This is a genomic window from Magnetospirillum gryphiswaldense MSR-1 v2, from assembly GCF_000513295.1.
GTDB lineage: Bacteria > Pseudomonadota > Alphaproteobacteria > Rhodospirillales > Magnetospirillaceae > Magnetospirillum > Magnetospirillum gryphiswaldense.
The window spans coordinates 448486-465088 of sequence record NC_023065.1 but is presented as its reverse complement, the minus strand read 5'-3'; the positions used below and the strand labels follow the sequence as shown (position 1 = coordinate 465088).

The window sequence follows — 16603 nt, the reverse complement described above, 5'->3', positions numbered from 1 at the left end:
GTCTCCCCCAGTCCCTTACCGTCTGCGCGCATCCTTGGGCGAGATGCCGAACTGGCGCTTGAAGGCGGTGGCGAAGTTGGCCGACGAGGTATAGCCGGCATTCAACGCCGCCTCGGTGACGCTGATGCTACCTTGCTCCAAGGCTTCGCGGGCACGGAGCAAACGGCGGGTGCGGGCGAATTCCAGCACCGAGGCACCATGGGCAGCATGGAACAGCCGCTGCACCCCGCTGATGCTCATGCCCGCCTCGCGCGCCACGTCGTCCACGTGCAGGCGGCTGTCCTGATGGGCATCCAGGTAATCGCAGGCCCGGCGCAGCCGCGCCAGATCACGCCCGCCCAGGCGCGGCACCGGCTCGGGCCTTTGGTCCCATTGCCGCAGGGTTTCGGCGACGAATTCCAGCGCCAGCGATTCCTGATGCAGGGAGTGGATGAAAGGCATGGCCGGATCGGGATAAAGCAGGCCCTGGGCCAATTCCAGATGGCGGGCACTGGGACTCCAGGTGCGCACGGCACGATGGCCGCAAAACAACGGGCGCACGTCATCCGCCGCCAGTTCCTGACGGTCCAGCCAGTCGGGCGGCAGGTTGATATTGACCTTGCACACCCGTCGCCCGCGCTTGCCGCGCCGCTCGAACAGATCGGTCTCGGCGCAATTGAGGGCAAAGGCATGGGGCTGGGAATCGCCGCCCTCGCCGAAGGCAAAGGGTTTGCCGCCCAAGGAAACGCTGGCGCCGCCTTGCAGGAACAGGCCGATGGTCAGCCCCGGCTCGGCCTGGGCCTGGGTGACCAGATCGTGCATGTCGACGATGTCGGTGGCATGAAAGCGCAGGCCCGAGCGCAGGGCCATGCTGCAATAGCGGCCATGCAGCACGGTGTCGCCGGGCTGGATCACCGGTGCCACCAGCTTGAACTTGTCGGTGCGGTTCTGGTGGCGGATATCCTGAAAACTGATGGCCTTGGCTGCTTCATGCATGGGTTCGTCCTGATCAAGAGCTCCGTACTGCCGTCCGTTTCCAATTTTTGAATGCGCCGCAAACAAATGCGAATGCGGCGCAAAAGCACATTTTTGCTACAGGCTTTATACAGACTGAAATCTGCGGCCCAGCACCGATTTTTGTTGAGAGTGCGACGCATTATTATCATAACCGCACAGCCAGGGTCCAGCCCCACCGCTGTGGATGAAAGGAAGACGGAAGATGACCAGCCGCCCCCACCGCCTTTTCGGTAAAGCCGCCTTGTTGGCATCGTCCATTCTGGCCGGCACCATCCTGCCGGCCCATGGACAACAGGCCATCCAGTTGGCGCCGGTGGATGTCGAGGGCAAGGCCCCGCGCGAGGTGGAAACCACCTCGATCATCGACCAGGAGCAGATCGACCAGGAACAGCCCAAGGATATGCGGCAATTGTTCCGCCATGATCCGGCGGTGACGGTCAGCGGCGGCTCGGCGGCGGCACAGAAATTTTTCGTCCACGGGGTTGAGCAAAGCAACCTCAACGTCAGCATCGACGGCATCACCCAGCGCAGCAACATCTGGCACCATAACGGCTCGACCACCCTGGACCCCCTGTTCCTGAAGGCGGTGCAGGTGGAGGCCGGCGTGGCCCCCGCCGATGCCGGACCCGGCGCCCTGGGCGGGGCGGTGAAGATGGAAACCAAGGATGCCAAGGACATGCTGCTGCCCGGCCAGACTGCCGGCGGCACCATCATCGCCAGCTACAACACCAACAGTCAGAGCTTCCGCACCACCGGTTCCGGCTATGCCGCCCAGGACGGCTACGAGGTGCTGGGCGTTTTGACCCGCAAAATGGGCGAGAACTACATCAACGGCGACGGCAACGGTGAACCCGGCACCAAGGATCATCTGCAAAGCGGTCTGGCCAAGCTGGCCTATGAGAATGCCGGCGGTCACCGCTTCGGCGTGTCGGGTGAATATGCCGAAGACAACGCGGTGCGCCGCATGCGCCCCAATTTGGGCGAGGTTAGCCAGGGCACCGGCAGGCTTTACAACACCACCCGCGCCACCCGCCTGAGCACCAGCATCACCTATGAAACCACGGCGCCCACCGACACCTTCGATCCCAAGGTCAACCTGTTCTACAACCGCGTCAGCCTGCAACGCCCCAACGACACCAACCAGACGGCGGTGGCTTCGGGCGTGTTCAATTCCAATATCGAAACCATGGGCTTGAAGGCGCAGAACACCTTCGCCATCCCCACCGGCAAGCTGACCGCCGGCTTCGATTTCGAGAACAGCGACGCCTTCGTCCACCGCTATCTCAAGCGAACCAATGCCGACGAACAGGCGCGCAATTACGGCCTGTTCGCCCAGGCCCGTATCTCGCCCTGGACCGACTGGAAGCTGTCCACCGGCCTGCGCGCCGATTATCAGACCTATCACAGCGTGGACGAGAAGGATTTCAACAATTTCGGCCTGTCGCCCAATGCCAGCGCCGAATATGCCATCACCCCGACGCTCAGCGCCTTCGGCGGCTATTCCTATGTGTTCGGCGGCTTGTCGTTGCCGGAAACCGGTCTGCTGCACGCCTATGAAATGACCACCAGCGACGACGTCGAGGCCACCCGCTCGCACAATTTCCGCACCGGCCTGCGCTATGACGACAGCGGCCTGAAGCTGGAAGGCGCGCTGTTCCGTACGCAGATGTACGACACGCTTTTCTACAACTACACCAACTCCATCCGCATCAACGGCGCCAGCCTGCGCAGCCAGGGCATCGATCTGGCCGGCAGCTATGACTGGGGCGGTGGCAAGCTGTGGGGCAAGTACAACTTCACCCAGGCCCGCTATGCCTCGCGCATGGCCTTGCCCAGTGATTACAACCTGGCCACCCCAGTGGGTCATGTGCTGAATATGGGGGCCGAATACACCCTTGAGCCCATCCGCGTCACCGTGGGTGGCGCCGCCGAAATGGCCAAGGGTATCCACGACGAAGCCCTGACCCGGGGTAATTTCCAGCCCATGAAGGGCTACGCCGTGCTCGACCTGTTCAGCCAATGGCAGCCCTTGGAATCCTACGAACACTGGACCTTGCGGCTCGAGGCCAACAACGTCCTCGACAAGAAATACGTGGCCCGCGGCAGCTATACCACCGCCAACAACATCACCCCGGTCTACGAGGAGGGCCGCTCCTTCCTGCTGTCGACAACGTTGAAGTTCTGACCAAATTATGCGTTTGACTCTCAACATCATTCGCACAATCAGGGGAGGGCCATCATGATCCGCCATCTTTTGCTCGTGCTGGCCATGGCGGTCGCCCTGTCCCTGCCCCCCGGCCCGGCGCAAGCCGGGCCAAAGGTGGTCGATCTTGCAGGCCGCACCATCACCGTGCCGGACAAGGTCGAACGCATCATCCTGGGCGAAGGCCGGGCGGTGATCGCCCTGGGCATTCTTGACCGCGCCGATCCGTTGGCCCGCGTCGTCGGCACCATGGGCGACTTCCCCCTGCTCGACCCCATCGGCCACGCCAAATGGCTGAAGCGCTTCCCCCAGCTTGGCGAAATCGCCGCCATCGGCAAGGTCGCCGCCGATTCGTTCAGCGTCGAACGCAGCATCGCCCTCAAGCCCGATCTGGCGCTGTTTTCCATGGCCGGTCACGGCCCGGCGCCCAAGGATGTGGAAATCATCAAGCAATTGGAAGCCGCCGGCATCACCGTCGCCTTCGTCGATTTCTTTTTCGACCCCCTGGTCAACACACCGAAAAGCATGGAACTGCTGGGCACTTTGCTGGGCCGTCAGGCCGAGGCGGCGGAGTTCAACGCGGTCTATGGCCGCGAACTGGCCAAGGTCACCGACCGGGTGGCGGCCCTCAAGGATCGCCCGCTGGTGTTCATCGAAAACCGTGTCGGTTTGCAGGCGGAATGCTGCGCCAGCATCGGCAACGGCATCTTGGGCACCATGGTCGCCGCCGCCGGCGGGCGCAATCTGGCGTCTGGCCTGATCCCCGGCTATGCCGGCACCATCAGCCTGGAATATCTGATGACCCATCAGCCCGATATCTACCTGGGCACGGCGGTGGGCAATATCGACAGTGCCGCCAAGGCGCCGGAACGCATCGTCCTGGGCCACGACACCCCGGTCGAACTGGCCAAATCCAGCTTCGCCCGTGCCCTCGCCCGCCCCGGCATCGGTCAGTTGCAGGCGGTGCGCCAGGGCCGCGCCTATGCCCTGTGGCACCATTTCGTCCATTCCCCCTTCAACGTCGTCGCCGTCCAGGTGCTGGCCCAGTGGATTCACCCCGAGCATTTCGCCGATCTCGACCCCGCCGCCACCTTGCGGGAACTCACCACCCGTTTTCAGCCGCTGCCGCTGGACGGCGTGTTCTGGACCCAATATCCATGACCGCGCTCAGTCTGGCCTGCGGCTATCGCCGCTTCATCATCGGGCGGCTGGCGACCATGGCCGCCCTGGCCCTGGCCTTGGTCGCCGCCTTTGTCTTCGACGTCGCCACCGGCCCGTCCGGGCTGCGTCTGGCCGATCTGCTGGCGGCTGAACAGGATTCCACCCTGGCGGTGATCTTGTGGGACATCCGCCTGCCGCAAGCGGTAACGGCAGTGCTGGTGGGCGCCGCCCTGGCCCTGGCCGGGGCGGAAATGCAGACCACCCTCAACAATGCCCTGGCCAGTCCGTTCACCCTGGGGGTAACCAACGCCGCCACCTTGGGCGCCGCCTCGGCCATCGTCTTCGACCTGTCGGTGCCGGGGCTGGCCGCCATGCACATTGTGCCGCTGTTCGCCTTCGCCGCCGCCTTGGCCGCCACCCTTCTAGTCAATTTCCTCGCCCGCAGCCAAGGGGCCGGGGCCGATACGGTGGTGCTGTTCGGCATCGCCATGGTCTTCGTCATGAACGCGCTGTTGTGGCTGGTGCAATATGTCGCCAGCGCCGACGCCGTGCAGCAGATCGTGTTTTGGACCATGGGCAGCCTGACCCGGTCGAGCTGGGATAAGGCCGCCATCATCGCCACCGCCCTGGCCCTGTGCCTGCCGCTATCACTGCGTCAGGTATGGGCCATGACCACCTTGCGCGGCGGCGAGGATCACGCCCGCTCCTTCGGCATCCAGGTCGAGCGGTTGCGTCTGGTGGTGCTGGTCCGGGTCAGCCTGTTGGCGGCGGTGGCGGTGGCGTTCGTCGGCACCATCGGCTTCATCGGTCTGGTCGGTCCGCATCTGGCCCGCCTGACCTTGGGCGAGGATCACCGTTTCTATCTGCCCGGCGCCGCCCTGGCCGGCGCCCTGGTGATGTCGCTGGCCTCGACGGCCAGCAAGGCCATCGTGCCCGGATTGGTGCTGCCGGTGGGCATCGTCACCGCCTTGGTCGGCATCCCGCTGTTCATGGCCCTGTTGCTGGGTCAGCGGAGGCGGCCATGAGCCTGTCCCTGGCAGATATTTCCGTCGCCTATGGCCGCAAGCCGGTACTGGACGGCATCGATCTGGCCCCTGTGGCGCCGGGCAGCGTCGTCGGCCTGCTGGGCGCCAACGGTGCCGGCAAATCGACGCTGCTGCGCGCCCTGGCCGGGTTGCTGCCCGCCAGCGGACGAGCCGAACTGGACGGTCTCGACCTGCTGCGCGCCCCGGCACTGCATCGCTTGCGCCAGGTGGGCTATCTGCCGCAGACCTTGCCGCAAGCCTCGCCCTTGCTGGCCTACGAAGCGGTTTTGGGCGCCTTACGCGCCACCCGCCCCGATCTGGGCGCCGCCGCCGCCGAAGCGGCGATCGAGACGGTCTTCGCCGAACTGGGCTTGCACGGGCTGGCGCTGTCGCGCATGAGCCAATTGTCCGGCGGCCAGCGGCAAATGGTCGGGCTGGCCCAGGTGCTGGTGCGCCAACCCCGCCTGCTGTTGCTGGACGAGCCGACCAGCGCCCTGGACCTGCGCTGGCAATTGGCGGTGCTGGGCAATGTGGTGCATCTGGCCCGGCGCCAGGGGGCCATCGCCTTGATCGCCATCCACGACATCAATCTGGCCGCCCGCTTCTGCACCCGGCTGGTCATCCTGGGCGAAGGCAGCATCATCGCCGACGGCAGTCCCAACAAGGCTCTCAGTCCCGACATCCTGCACCGCGCCTATGGCATCCAGGGCCGGGTCGAGACCTGCTCGCTCGGCTTTCCCATGGTTCTCGCCGACCGCGCCGCCGAAAGGAGGTTCATGTGAACCGTCTCATCACCCGCGGAGCCGTGACCACCCCCACGGCCAGCCGCTATCTGACCCAATTGTGCAAGCATTTCGCTCACAAAATTCCGGTGGAATACGGCGCCAACAGCGGTCGGGCCGACTTTCCCGGCGGCTCGTGCCATTTCGACGCCGACGACGCGACCTTGTCGTTGCGGCTGGAAGCCGACAGCGAGCAATCGCTGCAACACATCAAGGCGGTGGTCGAGGACCATCTGGTCCGCTTCGGCTGGCGCGAATCACTCAACATCACCTGGGAGTCCCGCTGATGGACCACGATCTTTCCCCCTGGGGCATGTTCCTGGCCGCCGATCTGGTGGTCCGGCTGGTGATGATCGGCCTAGCCCTGGCCTCGGTCGCCACCTGGACGGTTTTGGTGGCCAAATCCTGGGAATTGCGCCAGACCAAGCGCCGCATCGCCGTCGGTCAGGCCATTCTCGCCCGGGCCACCAGCCTGTACGAAGCCAAGCGCGATCTGAGCCACCCCCAACACGCCCCGGTCAGCACCATGCTGGAGGCGGCGGCGACGGAACTGCGCCTGTCCACCGGCTTGGGCCCCGACGGCATCAAGGACCGCGTTGCCAGCCGCCTGGAGGGCGAATTGGCGCAATTGGGCCGCCGCCTCAGCGCCGGCACCGGTATTTTGGCCACCATCGGCTCCACCGGTCCGTTCATCGGCCTGTTCGGCACGGTGTGGGGGATCATGAACAGCTTCATCGGCATCGCCCACAGCCAGACCACCAATCTGGCGGTGGTGGCGCCGGGCATCGCCGAGGCTCTGCTCGCCACCGGCATGGGGTTGGTGGCGGCCATACCGGCGGTGGTGGTCTATAACGCCTTCGCCCGCGCCATCGCCGGCCAGCGCGCCCAGGCCGGACTGGCGGCGGCAGAAATCCTGCGGCTGGCCGGGCGCGAGTTGGACCGCGACGCCAATTCCTTTCGCCGGGCCGCCGAATGAGCGCCCGGCTGTCTGACGGCGGCGGCGATATCGCCGAAACCCACGAGATCAACGTCACCCCGTTCATCGACGTGATCCTGGTGCTGCTGATCATCTTCATGGTCGCCGCCCCCCTGGCCACCGTCGACGTCCCCGTCGATCTGCCCGATTCGTCGGCGCAGCCCCTGCCCAAGCCGGACCAGCCGGTCTTCGTCACCATCCGCGCCGATCAATCGCTGGCGGTGGGGGAAAACAGCGTCGCCCAGGATCAGTTGCCGGCGGCGCTCGACATTGCCGCCCATGCCGACAAGGAAACCCGCGTTTTCCTGCGTGCCGACAAGGCCATCGCCTATGGCCGGCTTATGGAGGTGATGGATGCGCTGCGCCACGCCGGCTATCTGAAAGTGGCGCTGGTGGGGCTGGAGGCGGGATGATCACGCGTCCCTGGAGCATCGGTCTGGCCATCGCCATCGCCGCCCACGGGGTGATTGCCGCCGCCTTGATCGTCACCCATACCCTGGTGCCGCCACCCAAGCCCGCCGGGGCGGCCATCTTGCTGGACTTGCCGCCGGCGGCGCCCCCGCCCTCGGCCAAGGCGCCGGAACCGGAACCGCAGCCAAGGCCGCAACCGGTGACGAAAAAGCCCAGGCCCGCCGTTCCCAAACCGGCACCACGTCAGGCGGTGGCCCTGCCCCAGGCCGCCCCTGAACCGCCTGCCGCCGAAAGCGCCGCCGCCGTCCCGGCGGAACCGGCCCCGGCCAGCACGCACCAGACGGCGCCCCCGCCCCCTGACCCGCATGCCGTATCGTCGTGGCAAAGCCGGCTGCTGGCTCATCTGGAGCGGCATAAACGTTTCCCGTCCCAGGCGCAGGCACGCCGCCTGCGCGGCACCGTGCTGGTGGCCTTCAGCCTGGACCGCTCGGGTCGGGTTTTGACGCAAGCAATCAACACCTCGTCCGGCCATGCATCTTTGGATGCCGCCGCCCTCGACATGCTGGTCCGCGCCCAGCCCCTGCCACCGCCGCCACCGGAAACTCACGGCGCCGTGCTGCAATTGACCGTGCCGGTACGATTCTTCCTCAACTGATAGGCACGGCTCGGCTATGATCGGTCGGTAACCCGGAGGTGCGGCCATTTTCAAGCTGGAACAATTCTTCCCCTATCGCCTGTCGGTGCTGAACGAACAGGTCAGCCGCTCGCTGGCCGCGCTTTATTCCGACCGTTTCGGCCTGACGCCGCCGGAATGGCGGGCCATGGCGGTGCTGGCCGGCTTCCAGCCGCTGTCCGCCAACGGCATCTGCCAACGCACCAATATGGACAAGGTGCGCGTCACCCGCGCCATCGCCCGCATGATCGAGGCCGGTCTGGTGTCGCGGCAAGAGGACGAGACCGACCGCCGCTATGTCAGCCTGCGCCTGACCGCCAAGGGCGCCGAGGTCTACGGCCAGATCCTGCCGCTGGTGCAGGCGCGCGAGGCGGAAATCCTGTCCACTCTCTCCGCCGACGAAATCACCGCCCTGGATACCATCCTGCGCAAACTGACCAACGACTGATTCCTGCAAATCGGCAAGGGCATGCGTCTTTTCTTGACAACGGTTACAAATGAAACTAATTTCATCCCATCAACGCTGCCCAAGCGGCGACGCCAGATAAAACGTCGCCGTCAAGCGGCGACAGGGAGTAAGAAACGTCATGAAGATCGAGCAGATTCACCACGTGGCCTATCGCTGCAACGACGCCAAGGAAACCGTGGAATTTTACCGCCGGGTGCTGAAAATGGATTTCCTGGTGGCCATTTCCGAAGACAAGGTGCCGTCGACCAAGGAACCCGACCCGTACATGCACCTGTTCCTCGATGCCGGCAACGGCAACATCCTGGCGTTTTTCGAGATCCCCAACTCGCCGCCCATGGGCTTCGACCCCAATACCCCGCGCTGGGTCCAGCACATCGCCTTCCGGGTCGCCGACGAAGCGGCGCTGCTGGAGGCCAAGGCGGAAGTCGAGGCGCAAGGCCTGGAAGTGGTCGGCCCCACCGATCACGGCATCATTAAATCCATCTATTTCTTCGACCCCAACGGCCACCGGCTGGAACTGACCTGCGTCACCGGCACTGCTGCGCAGATGCAGGAGTTGAAGGAACTGGCCCCGGTGATGCTGGAGGAATGGTCCAAGCACAAGAAGGTGGTCACCCACGCCTCGTGGCTGCACGAAAAAGAATTCAACGGCTGATCATGCCAACAATGCCCCCCGGTTCGCCGGGGGGCATTGTTTTAGCCACGACATTGCATTTTTGCAAACCAACACCGACTTTCGCGCCATTGCTAAGGCAGTTTCGTTTCCTCCATTATCGACGGACAAATAAAAGTCAATTCGGGAGGAATGACACCATGAGCAAACGGACGCTCGTTTCCCTGGGCGTGGCCGCCACCACGGCCATGCTGGCGGCCTTACCGGCCCAGGCGCAATTTGCCGATGGCGGCGTCAAGATCGGCGTGCTGACCGACATGTCCGGCCCCTATTCCGGCATGGGCGGCCCCGGCTCGGTGGTTGCCGCGCAGATGGCCATCGACGATTGCCTGGCCGCCGAATGCAAGGGCATGAAGATCGAGCTGATCCAGGCCGACCACCAGAACAAAGCCGATATCGGCGCCGCCACCGCGCGGCAATGGCTGGAACAGGACAAGGTCGACGCCATGGTCGACCTGACCAATTCGTCGGTGTCGCTGGCGGTGCAGAAGCTGATCAAGGAAAAGGGCGGCATCGCCATGTATTCCGGCCCGGCCACCACCCGGCTGACCAACGACGATTGCGCCGCCAACGGCTTCCACTGGATGTTCGACACCTATTCGCAGGCGGCGGTGGGGGCGGCGGCCCTGACCAAGCTGGGGCTGAAGAACTGGTATTTCATCACCGTCGATTACGCCTTCGGCCATTCCCTGGAAAAGGACGCCGGCGATCAGGTCACCGCCAATGGCGGCACCGTTCTGGGCGCGGTGCGCCACCCCTTGAACAACAGCGACTTCTCGTCCTTCCTGTTGCAGGCCCAGGGCTCCAAGGCCCAGGTCATCGGTCTGGCCAATGGCGGCCAGGACACCGTCAACGCCATCAAGCAGGCCAAGGAATTCGGCATCGGCGGCAAGGACCAGAAGCTGGCGGCGCTGTTGGTCTTCCTGTCCGACGTCCATGCCTTGGGCCTGCCCACCGCCCAAGGCCTGTCTTACGCCGACGGCTTTTATTGGGATGCCGATGACGACACCCGCGCCCTGGCCACCCGTTTCGAGGCCAAGGTCAAGGGCGCCAAGCCGACCATGGTGCAGGCCGGCGTCTATTCCAGCACGCTGCATTATCTGCGCTCGGTCGCGGCCAGCGGTACCGACGATTGGCAGAAGGTATCGGCGACCATGCGCAAGCTGCCGATCAAGGATGCGGTGATGAAGAATGCGTCCATCCGTCCCGATGGCCGCGTCATCCACGACATGTATGTGTATGAAGTGAAGGCGCCGCAGGAGTCCAAATATCCGTGGGATTACCTGAAGAAGGTCGGCACCGTGCCGGCGGCCGAGGCCTTCCAGCCGCTGGCCAAGTCCACCTGTCCCTTGGTCAAGGGCTGATTATTGTGGTGACGCCGGCCTATCCGGCGTCACCATTTCCCGGCTTTCACCCAGCAGGAAAGCGCGGTTACGCTCGGCCACGTCCTTGACGAACTGGCGCAGGGCCTTGATGCGGGCCAGATTGTGCCGCTCTTCCGGCGTCACCAGCCAGAACGAGCGTTTGAACAACACCTGATCCTCCAGCACCGGCACCAGATCGGCATGGGGCGAGGCCAGAAAGCACGGCAGCACCGCCAGCCCCGTCCCCTGGCGCACCGCCGAGCATTGGGCGACGACGTTGGTGGAGCGATAGCTGACCCGGTCCGCCGGTACGATCTGCTCCAGGTAGCGCAGTTCCTCCGAGAACACCAGATCGTCCACATAGCCGATGAAATTGTGATTTTGCAAATCACTGGCCGCTATGATCGGGCCATGTGCCGCCAGATAGGCCGGGCTGGCATAAAGCTTGAGGTGATAATCACATAGCTTGGCGATGGCGTAATTGCCGCTCTCGGGCCGTTCAATGGAAATGGCCATGTCGGCCTCGCGCTTGGGCAGGTTGACGAAGCGCGACAACGGCAGGAAATCCAGGGTGATATGCGGGTGACGGGCGCAGAAATGGGCCAGTTGCGCCGCCAGGAAATGGGTGCCGAAGCCTTCGGTGCAGGCCAGCCTGATCTGCCCCGACAGGGCCGAATTGTGCCCGGTCAGTTTTTCCTGGGCCAGATGCACAATGGCTTCCACCTTTTCGGCGTATTCCACCAAGTGCAGGCCCTGGGCGGTCAGGGTGTAGCCCTGGTTGTTACGGTCGAACAACTGGGTACCCAGTTCCTGCTCGAACCGGCGGATGCGCCGCGACACGGTGGAATAATCGATGCCCAGGCGCTCGGCGGCATCCATCAAACGCCGCCCGCGCGCCAGTTCCAGAAAGATGCGCAGATTATCCCAATCCATGGCCTCTCCATCCTCCGGTGACGACCGTTCCTACCATGATTTCCATCCATCCCGATCGTTCTTCTTCCGGCTCGACGACAATGGCGAAATCGGAAAACATCCGTTAAATGATCAACTTGTAATTATTTGTTAAACCATTGAGGGCAGAACCGCATGAGCAATGGTTGTCCTGAATGGAGAGAAAACATGCATAAACTGCTGTCCGGCCTCGCCGTCCTCGCCGTTCTGGGGGCAAATGCGGCCATGGCCCAGGATGCGGGTAGCGCCAGCAAGGGCAAGTTCTACCTGGGCGCTCAGGCCGGAATAGTCCTGCCCGAAGACGTCAGCTTTTCCGGTACGTCCAGCAGCGGCGGCATTACCACCACCGCCGCCGGCACCTACCAGTTCAAGGACGGTTATTCGGTGTCGGGCTTGGCCGGCTATCACCTCAACGATTATGTGCGGGGCGAGGCGGAACTGGGATACAGCCGCTTTGAATACGACAACATCAGCCTGAACGGCAATGTCACCAGCAACGGCACTACCACTGCCGTCAACGGCAGCGCCAGCATGGAAGGCACGGTTTCTTCGGCCATCGGCATGGTGCATGGCATCGTTTCGCCCTTGGGCAAGACCAAGGTGTCGCCGCTGCTGGGGGCCGGCATCGGCTTCGCCGCCACCGAGGAAAAGATCACCCGCATCGGCACCTTGGCCACCAATTTTGAATCCACCCATACCGATCTGGCCGTGGCCGGCATGGTCGGGGCGGAAACCAATCTGACCGATCAGATGAGCATGGGCCTGCGTTATCGCTATATGTGGATCGACAGCGGTACCGAGGGACGCGACGATTTCACCGCCCATAACTTCGTCGCCAATGCCGCCTGGAAGTTCTAGCGCATTTTCGGCGGTCGCGGGCCTCGCGCATTTCCCTTGAATTCGACCCGGCTGTGCTGGGTGCGAAACGGTGTGCCGACAGCCTTGCCCACCGGAGCATAATTACCCGACGGCACCAATTGATGCTGGCCCGGCCCGATCAGGTCGGCGCGGCCCATGCGCTTCAGCGCCTCGCGCAGGACCGGCCAGTTTTCCGGGTCGTGATAGCGCAGGAAGGCCTTGTGCAGGCGGCGCTGCTTCAGCCCCTTGGCCGAGACCACGTCCTCGGTGCCGGTGTGACGCACCGGGGCCAGCGGGTTCTTGCCCGAATGGTACATGGCGGTGGCCAACGACATGGGCGACGGCAGGAAGGTTTGCACCTGATCGGCCTTGAAGCCGTTCTTCTTCAGCCACAGGGCCAAATTCATCATGTCTTCGTCGCTGGTGCCGGGATGGGCGGCGATGAAATAGGGGATGAGATAGTATTTCTTACCCGCTGCCTGCGCCGCCTTGTCGAACATCTGCTTGAAGCGGTCGTAGGCGCCCATGCCCGGCTTCATCATCTTGGACAACGGCCCGGTTTCGGTGTGTTCGGGAGCGATCTTCAGATAGCCGCCCACATGGTGGGTGACCAGCTCCTTGACGTATTCCGGGCTTTTCACCGCCAGATCGTAACGCAGGCCCGAGCCGATGGTGATGCGCTTGACCCCCTTGATGGCACGGGCCTTGCGGTAAATCTGGATCAGCGGCCCGTGATCGGTGCCCAGATTCTTGCAGATATCCGGGTAGACGCAGGACAGCCGCCGGCACACCGCCTGGATCTTGTCGTCGTTGCAGGCGAGGCGATACATGTTGGCGGTGGGGCCGCCCAAATCGGAAATGGTGCCGGTGAAGCCCTTGGTCTTGTCGCGGATGGCCTCGATCTCGCGCAGGATCGAGCCTTCCGAGCGGCTTTGGATCACCCGGCCCTCGTGTTCGGTGATGGAACAGAACGAACAGCCGCCGAAGCAGCCGCGCATGATGTTGACGGAAAAACGGATCATCTCCCACGCTGGCAGCTTGGCATCGCCGTAGGACGGATGCGGCGCCCGCGCATAGGTCAGGTCGTAGACCGCGTCCATTTCCATCATGGACAGCGGAATGGGCGGCGGGTTGATCCACACCTCGCGCTCGCCGTGGCGCTGAACCAGGGCATGGGCGTTGGAGGCGTTGCTTTCCAGATGCAGCGCGCGCGAGGCATGGGCGTAAAGCGGCGGGTCGGCGGCCACCGCTTCATAGGAGGGCAGCCGCACCACCACCTTGTCGCCCTTGGGCACGCGTGGCGTATCGTCCATGTCCGACCAATCGGCCACCACCCAGCCCTCGGGCACAGCGGGCAGCATGATGGCGGTCCCGCGGATGTCGGTCATGCTTTTGACCGCCTCGCCCTGATCGGCGCGGCGGGCGATGTCGATGATGGCGCGCTCGGCGTTGCCATAGACCAGGATGTCGGCCTTGGCATCCAGCAGCAGCGAGCGACGGACCTTGTCGGACCAGTAATCGTAATGGGCGATGCGGCGCAGACTGGCCTCGATGCCGCCGAGGACGACGGGCACATCCTTGAATGCCTCGCGGCAGCGTTGGGCATAGACCAGGGCGGCGCGGTCGGGCCGCTTGCCGCCCTCGCCGCCCGGCGTATAGGCATCGTCGGAGCGGATGCGCCGGTCCGAGGTATAGCGGTTGACCATGGAATCCATGTTGCCGGCGGTCACGCCGAAGAACAGCCGCGGCTTGCCCAGCACCTTGAACGGCTCGGCCGAATTCCAGTCGGGCTGGGCGATGATGCCGACGCGCCAGCCCTGAGCCTCCAGCAGCCGGCCGATGATGGCGGCACCGAAGCTGGGGTGATCCACATAGGCGTCACCGGAAACGACGATGATGTCGCACTGGTCCCAGCCCAGCCGGTCCATCTCGGCGCGCGACATGGGCAGGAAGGGAACGGCGTGGCGCCGGGCCGGGGCGGAAACGGGAAGGAGTGCAGTCATGCCCCCTTACATAGTCGTTGCCGCCGCCTCTGACGAGGGGCTAAGTCGTTTAAGCTGCCTGTTCGACCATGACCACCCGATTGCGCCCCTGATCCTTGGCCTGATAAAGGGCGGCATCCGCCCGTTTCATCAAATCATCCAAAGAGGTGGCGCCATCGCCCAGAGCCAGGCCGATGCTGACCGTCAACCGCACGCGGAAGCCGTCATCGGACAGCACCTCCACCGCTTCGCTGGCGGCGCGGATGCGTTCGGCGACTTCCAGGGCTTGCGCCGTCGCCACGCCGGGCAGGATGATGGCGAATTCCTCGCCGCCCATACGGCCCAAAAGATCGTCGTGGCGCATGGCGTCACGCAGCAGGCGGGCAAAGGCGACGATCACCCGGTCGCCGGTGGGGTGGCCGTGGCGATCATTGATGGCCTTGAAGCGGTCCAAATCCAGCATCAGCACCGAAAACGGGCGCCCGTCGCTTTGATGCGACTGCCACAATCCTTGGGCTTTGGCAAAGAACGAGCGGCGGTTCAGTACCTCGGTCAGCGGGTCGACCGAGGCCAGATGCTCAAGCGTGCGTTCACTGCGGGTGAATTCCTGCAAGGGCAGGCCGTAAATCTGCGCCGACAGGCAAAACAGCGCGATCATCAGCGTATAGGACAGCCACACCGCCACCGCCGGCGCCGCCTGCGGGTTCTCGTACATCACCCACGCCACCCCGGCGCGCCCGAACAAAACCACCGCCAACAGCAGGTTGGACACCAGGGTCATGCGCATGCTGGGCTCGTTCAGCGGCAAGCGGCGGGCAACGAAAGCGGCGATGAACAGATAGAACGCCCCGTTGATGGCGGAAGCGACGACCACCACCAAAAGATTGTCGCGCAGATAAAGCACGGCCACCACCAACAGCACGATGATGCCGGGCAGCCCCCACCACAGCGCCCGGATCGGTCGGGCGATGCCATGGCACTGCATCAAGGTGGCCAGCAGGAAAACCGGATAGGCCAGGATCAGCAGATTGGCGACCACCACGGTCAACCAGTTGAGGCCAAGATAGGGGCGCAGGAAATAACCGACGAAGCCAGCCGAAAACACCGCGCAGCCGCAGGCCAGCAGGGCGAAGGCCGGGCGGCGCTTGATGCGGTAAAGCTGCCACAGAAAAAAGCCCTGGATGGCGAAAACGAAGATCGTCATCACCAGGATGGTACGCAAATCCGGGATAAAAAACGGTTCGGCCATCGTAATCCTCGGCGGGCTTGCCGCACCCTAGCGCCACACCTAAAGGCTGGTCAACATATGGCTTTCCGCCACCCCTTATACGCACAAGCCAATATGGCGCTTGCGCTGTTGCCCTCATCGGCGGATATACGAGGGCTTGTTTGTTTGATCGGACCTTGAAAGCATGGCGCGCACCGTCGGTTCCCATGGCCCCAAGACCATGGAGGCCATCCGCAAGGCTGGCCTGAAGCTTATTCATGAACACGGCTACGAGGCCATGACCCTGCGCCAGCTGGCCGCCGAGGTGGGCGTGCAGGTAGGGTCGCTTTACAACCACATCAGCACCAAGCAGGATTTGCTTTACGACCTGATCAAGACCCACATGGACGCTTTGTTCGCCGAATTGGCCAAGGTCGAGGCCAAGACCGCCGGACAAGGCCCGGTGGAACGCCTGAAGGCGTTCATCTTCTTCCACGTCACCTATCACATCCTGAGAAAGCGCGAGGTGTTCATCGGCGCCTCGGAGCTGCGCAGCCTGGACCCCAATCATTACGAAGACATCGTCGGTCTGCGCCGCCAGTACGAAAAACGGCTGATGGCCATCCTGGACGACGGTCGCGCGCAAGGTCTGTTCCAGATTCCCGACATCGCCGTCGCCGCCTATGGCATCCTGGCCATGCTGACCGGCGTATGCACGTGGTTCCGCCCATCGGGCCGCCTGAGCCGCGAGGACGTGGCCCAGGTCTATTGCGACATGGTTCTGCGCGGTTTGGTTCCAGACAGCCAGCTATCGGACACCTGTAGCTTGCGTTGATGCGCAAAAGTTTATTTTGCCAACACCTTTGGATTAC

The 16603-nt window shown here is 63.8% G+C and carries 17 protein-coding genes; 13 read left to right on the top strand and 4 right to left on the bottom strand.

Going from position 1 to position 16603, the window contains the following annotated elements:
* Nucleotides 1-15 precede the first annotated feature (15 nt).
* On the bottom strand, nt 16-975 hold the full coding sequence (locus MGMSRV2_RS02210) for a helix-turn-helix domain-containing protein (RefSeq protein WP_024078685.1): 960 nt from the start codon (nt 973-975) through the stop codon (nt 16-18).
* Nucleotides 976-1198: 223 nt separating this feature from the next.
* Between MGMSRV2_RS02210 and MGMSRV2_RS02205 the strand changes: the two genes are divergently transcribed.
* From MGMSRV2_RS02205 to MGMSRV2_RS02155, 11 genes are all read left to right on the top strand, one after another.
* Nucleotides 1199-3181 (top strand): TonB-dependent receptor domain-containing protein, encoded by a 1983-nt coding sequence (locus MGMSRV2_RS02205; RefSeq protein WP_024078684.1) that lies wholly within the window; start codon nt 1199-1201, stop codon nt 3179-3181.
* A 54-nt stretch (nt 3182-3235) separates the two neighbouring features.
* A complete protein-coding gene (locus tag MGMSRV2_RS02200; protein WP_024078683.1) occupies nt 3236-4360 on the top strand; it encodes an ABC transporter substrate-binding protein in 1125 nt (374 codons plus the stop codon).
* Nucleotides 4357-5385 carry a FecCD family ABC transporter permease gene (locus MGMSRV2_RS02195; RefSeq protein WP_024078682.1) on the top strand — a complete coding sequence of 343 codons (1029 nt, stop codon included), beginning with the start codon at nt 4357-4359 and terminating at the stop codon, nt 5383-5385. Before MGMSRV2_RS02200 ends, MGMSRV2_RS02195 begins: the two co-directional genes overlap by 4 nt.
* Entirely contained in the window at nt 5382-6167 is a 786-nt protein-coding gene (locus MGMSRV2_RS02190; protein ID WP_024078681.1) for an ABC transporter ATP-binding protein, read from the top strand. Before MGMSRV2_RS02195 ends, MGMSRV2_RS02190 begins: the two co-directional genes overlap by 4 nt.
* Nucleotides 6164-6454 (top strand): DUF2218 domain-containing protein, encoded by a 291-nt coding sequence (locus MGMSRV2_RS02185; protein WP_024078680.1) that lies wholly within the window; start codon nt 6164-6166, stop codon nt 6452-6454. The genes MGMSRV2_RS02190 and MGMSRV2_RS02185 overlap by 4 nt, the downstream gene beginning before the upstream one ends.
* Nucleotides 6454-7143 carry a tonB-system energizer ExbB gene (exbB, locus tag MGMSRV2_RS02180; RefSeq protein ID WP_024078679.1) on the top strand — a complete coding sequence of 230 codons (690 nt, stop codon included), beginning with the start codon at nt 6454-6456 and terminating at the stop codon, nt 7141-7143. Before MGMSRV2_RS02185 ends, exbB begins: the two co-directional genes overlap by 1 nt.
* Nucleotides 7140-7556: a TonB system transport protein ExbD gene (gene exbD / locus MGMSRV2_RS02175; RefSeq protein ID WP_024078678.1), complete on the top strand. Its 417-nt coding sequence runs from the start codon at nt 7140-7142 to the stop codon at nt 7554-7556. Before exbB ends, exbD begins: the two co-directional genes overlap by 4 nt.
* Nucleotides 7553-8209 carry an energy transducer TonB gene (locus MGMSRV2_RS02170; RefSeq protein WP_024078677.1) on the top strand — a complete coding sequence of 219 codons (657 nt, stop codon included), beginning with the start codon at nt 7553-7555 and terminating at the stop codon, nt 8207-8209. The genes exbD and MGMSRV2_RS02170 overlap by 4 nt, the downstream gene beginning before the upstream one ends.
* Nucleotides 8210-8294: 85 nt before the next feature.
* The gene (locus MGMSRV2_RS02165; protein ID WP_024078676.1) at nt 8295-8675 is read left to right on the top strand and encodes a MarR family winged helix-turn-helix transcriptional regulator; all 381 of its coding nucleotides are present in this window, start codon (nt 8295-8297) and stop codon (nt 8673-8675) included.
* 139 nt (nt 8676-8814) lie between these two features.
* On the top strand, nt 8815-9351 hold the full coding sequence (locus tag MGMSRV2_RS02160; RefSeq protein ID WP_024078675.1) for a VOC family protein: 537 nt from the start codon (nt 8815-8817) through the stop codon (nt 9349-9351).
* Between the two features lie 158 nt (nt 9352-9509).
* A complete protein-coding gene (locus MGMSRV2_RS02155) occupies nt 9510-10733 on the top strand; it encodes an ABC transporter substrate-binding protein (protein WP_024078674.1) in 1224 nt (407 codons plus the stop codon).
* Here the strand turns inward: MGMSRV2_RS02155 and MGMSRV2_RS02150 are convergent, their stop codons facing one another.
* Nucleotides 10734-11666 (bottom strand): LysR family transcriptional regulator, encoded by a 933-nt coding sequence (locus MGMSRV2_RS02150; protein ID WP_024078673.1) that lies wholly within the window; start codon nt 11664-11666, stop codon nt 10734-10736.
* Between the two features lie 186 nt (nt 11667-11852).
* Here MGMSRV2_RS02150 and MGMSRV2_RS02145 point away from each other — a divergent pair, with 186 nt between their 5' ends.
* Complete coding sequence (locus tag MGMSRV2_RS02145) at nt 11853-12542, top strand: porin family protein (RefSeq protein WP_041633393.1); 690 nt, start codon at nt 11853-11855, stop codon at nt 12540-12542.
* On the opposite strand, the gene MGMSRV2_RS02140 is transcribed toward MGMSRV2_RS02145, so the two are convergent.
* Both MGMSRV2_RS02140 and MGMSRV2_RS02135 read right to left on the bottom strand, forming a co-directional pair.
* A complete protein-coding gene (locus MGMSRV2_RS02140; RefSeq protein ID WP_024078671.1) occupies nt 12539-14545 on the bottom strand; it encodes a YgiQ family radical SAM protein in 2007 nt (668 codons plus the stop codon). The two genes, MGMSRV2_RS02145 and MGMSRV2_RS02140, sit on opposite strands and share 4 nt — an antisense overlap.
* Nucleotides 14546-14594: 49 nt before the next feature.
* Nucleotides 14595-15773: a GGDEF domain-containing protein gene (locus MGMSRV2_RS02135; RefSeq protein ID WP_024078670.1), complete on the bottom strand. Its 1179-nt coding sequence runs from the start codon at nt 15771-15773 to the stop codon at nt 14595-14597.
* A gap of 163 nt (nt 15774-15936) precedes the next feature.
* On the opposite strand from MGMSRV2_RS02135, the gene MGMSRV2_RS02130 reads away from it, so the two are divergent.
* On the top strand, nt 15937-16566 hold the full coding sequence (locus MGMSRV2_RS02130; protein WP_024078669.1) for a TetR/AcrR family transcriptional regulator: 630 nt from the start codon (nt 15937-15939) through the stop codon (nt 16564-16566).
* The last annotated feature ends 37 nt before the right edge of the window (nt 16567-16603 follow it).

What these genes read in the sequence shown, in the direction of transcription:
- MGMSRV2_RS02210 (WP_024078685.1), bottom strand. Translation starts at nt 975, where the DNA reads ATGCATGAAGCAGCCAAGGCCATCAGTTTTCAGGATATCCGCCACCAG.
- MGMSRV2_RS02205 (WP_024078684.1), top strand. Translation starts at nt 1,199, where the DNA reads ATGACCAGCCGCCCCCACCGCCTTTTCGGTAAAGCCGCCTTGTTGGCA.
- MGMSRV2_RS02200 (WP_024078683.1), top strand. Translation starts at nt 3,236, where the DNA reads ATGATCCGCCATCTTTTGCTCGTGCTGGCCATGGCGGTCGCCCTGTCC.
- MGMSRV2_RS02195 (WP_024078682.1), top strand. Translation starts at nt 4,357, where the DNA reads ATGACCGCGCTCAGTCTGGCCTGCGGCTATCGCCGCTTCATCATCGGG.
- MGMSRV2_RS02190 (WP_024078681.1), top strand. Translation starts at nt 5,382, where the DNA reads ATGAGCCTGTCCCTGGCAGATATTTCCGTCGCCTATGGCCGCAAGCCG.
- exbB (WP_024078679.1), top strand. Translation starts at nt 6,454, where the DNA reads ATGGACCACGATCTTTCCCCCTGGGGCATGTTCCTGGCCGCCGATCTG.
- exbD (WP_024078678.1), top strand. Translation starts at nt 7,140, where the DNA reads ATGAGCGCCCGGCTGTCTGACGGCGGCGGCGATATCGCCGAAACCCAC.
- MGMSRV2_RS02170 (WP_024078677.1), top strand. Translation starts at nt 7,553, where the DNA reads ATGATCACGCGTCCCTGGAGCATCGGTCTGGCCATCGCCATCGCCGCC.
- MGMSRV2_RS02160 (WP_024078675.1), top strand. Translation starts at nt 8,815, where the DNA reads ATGAAGATCGAGCAGATTCACCACGTGGCCTATCGCTGCAACGACGCC.
- MGMSRV2_RS02155 (WP_024078674.1), top strand. Translation starts at nt 9,510, where the DNA reads ATGAGCAAACGGACGCTCGTTTCCCTGGGCGTGGCCGCCACCACGGCC.
- MGMSRV2_RS02150 (WP_024078673.1), bottom strand. Translation starts at nt 11,666, where the DNA reads ATGGATTGGGATAATCTGCGCATCTTTCTGGAACTGGCGCGCGGGCGG.
- MGMSRV2_RS02145 (WP_041633393.1), top strand. Translation starts at nt 11,853, where the DNA reads ATGCATAAACTGCTGTCCGGCCTCGCCGTCCTCGCCGTTCTGGGGGCA.
- MGMSRV2_RS02140 (WP_024078671.1), bottom strand. Translation starts at nt 14,545, where the DNA reads ATGACTGCACTCCTTCCCGTTTCCGCCCCGGCCCGGCGCCACGCCGTT.
- MGMSRV2_RS02135 (WP_024078670.1), bottom strand. Translation starts at nt 15,773, where the DNA reads ATGGCCGAACCGTTTTTTATCCCGGATTTGCGTACCATCCTGGTGATG.
- MGMSRV2_RS02130 (WP_024078669.1), top strand. Translation starts at nt 15,937, where the DNA reads ATGGCGCGCACCGTCGGTTCCCATGGCCCCAAGACCATGGAGGCCATC.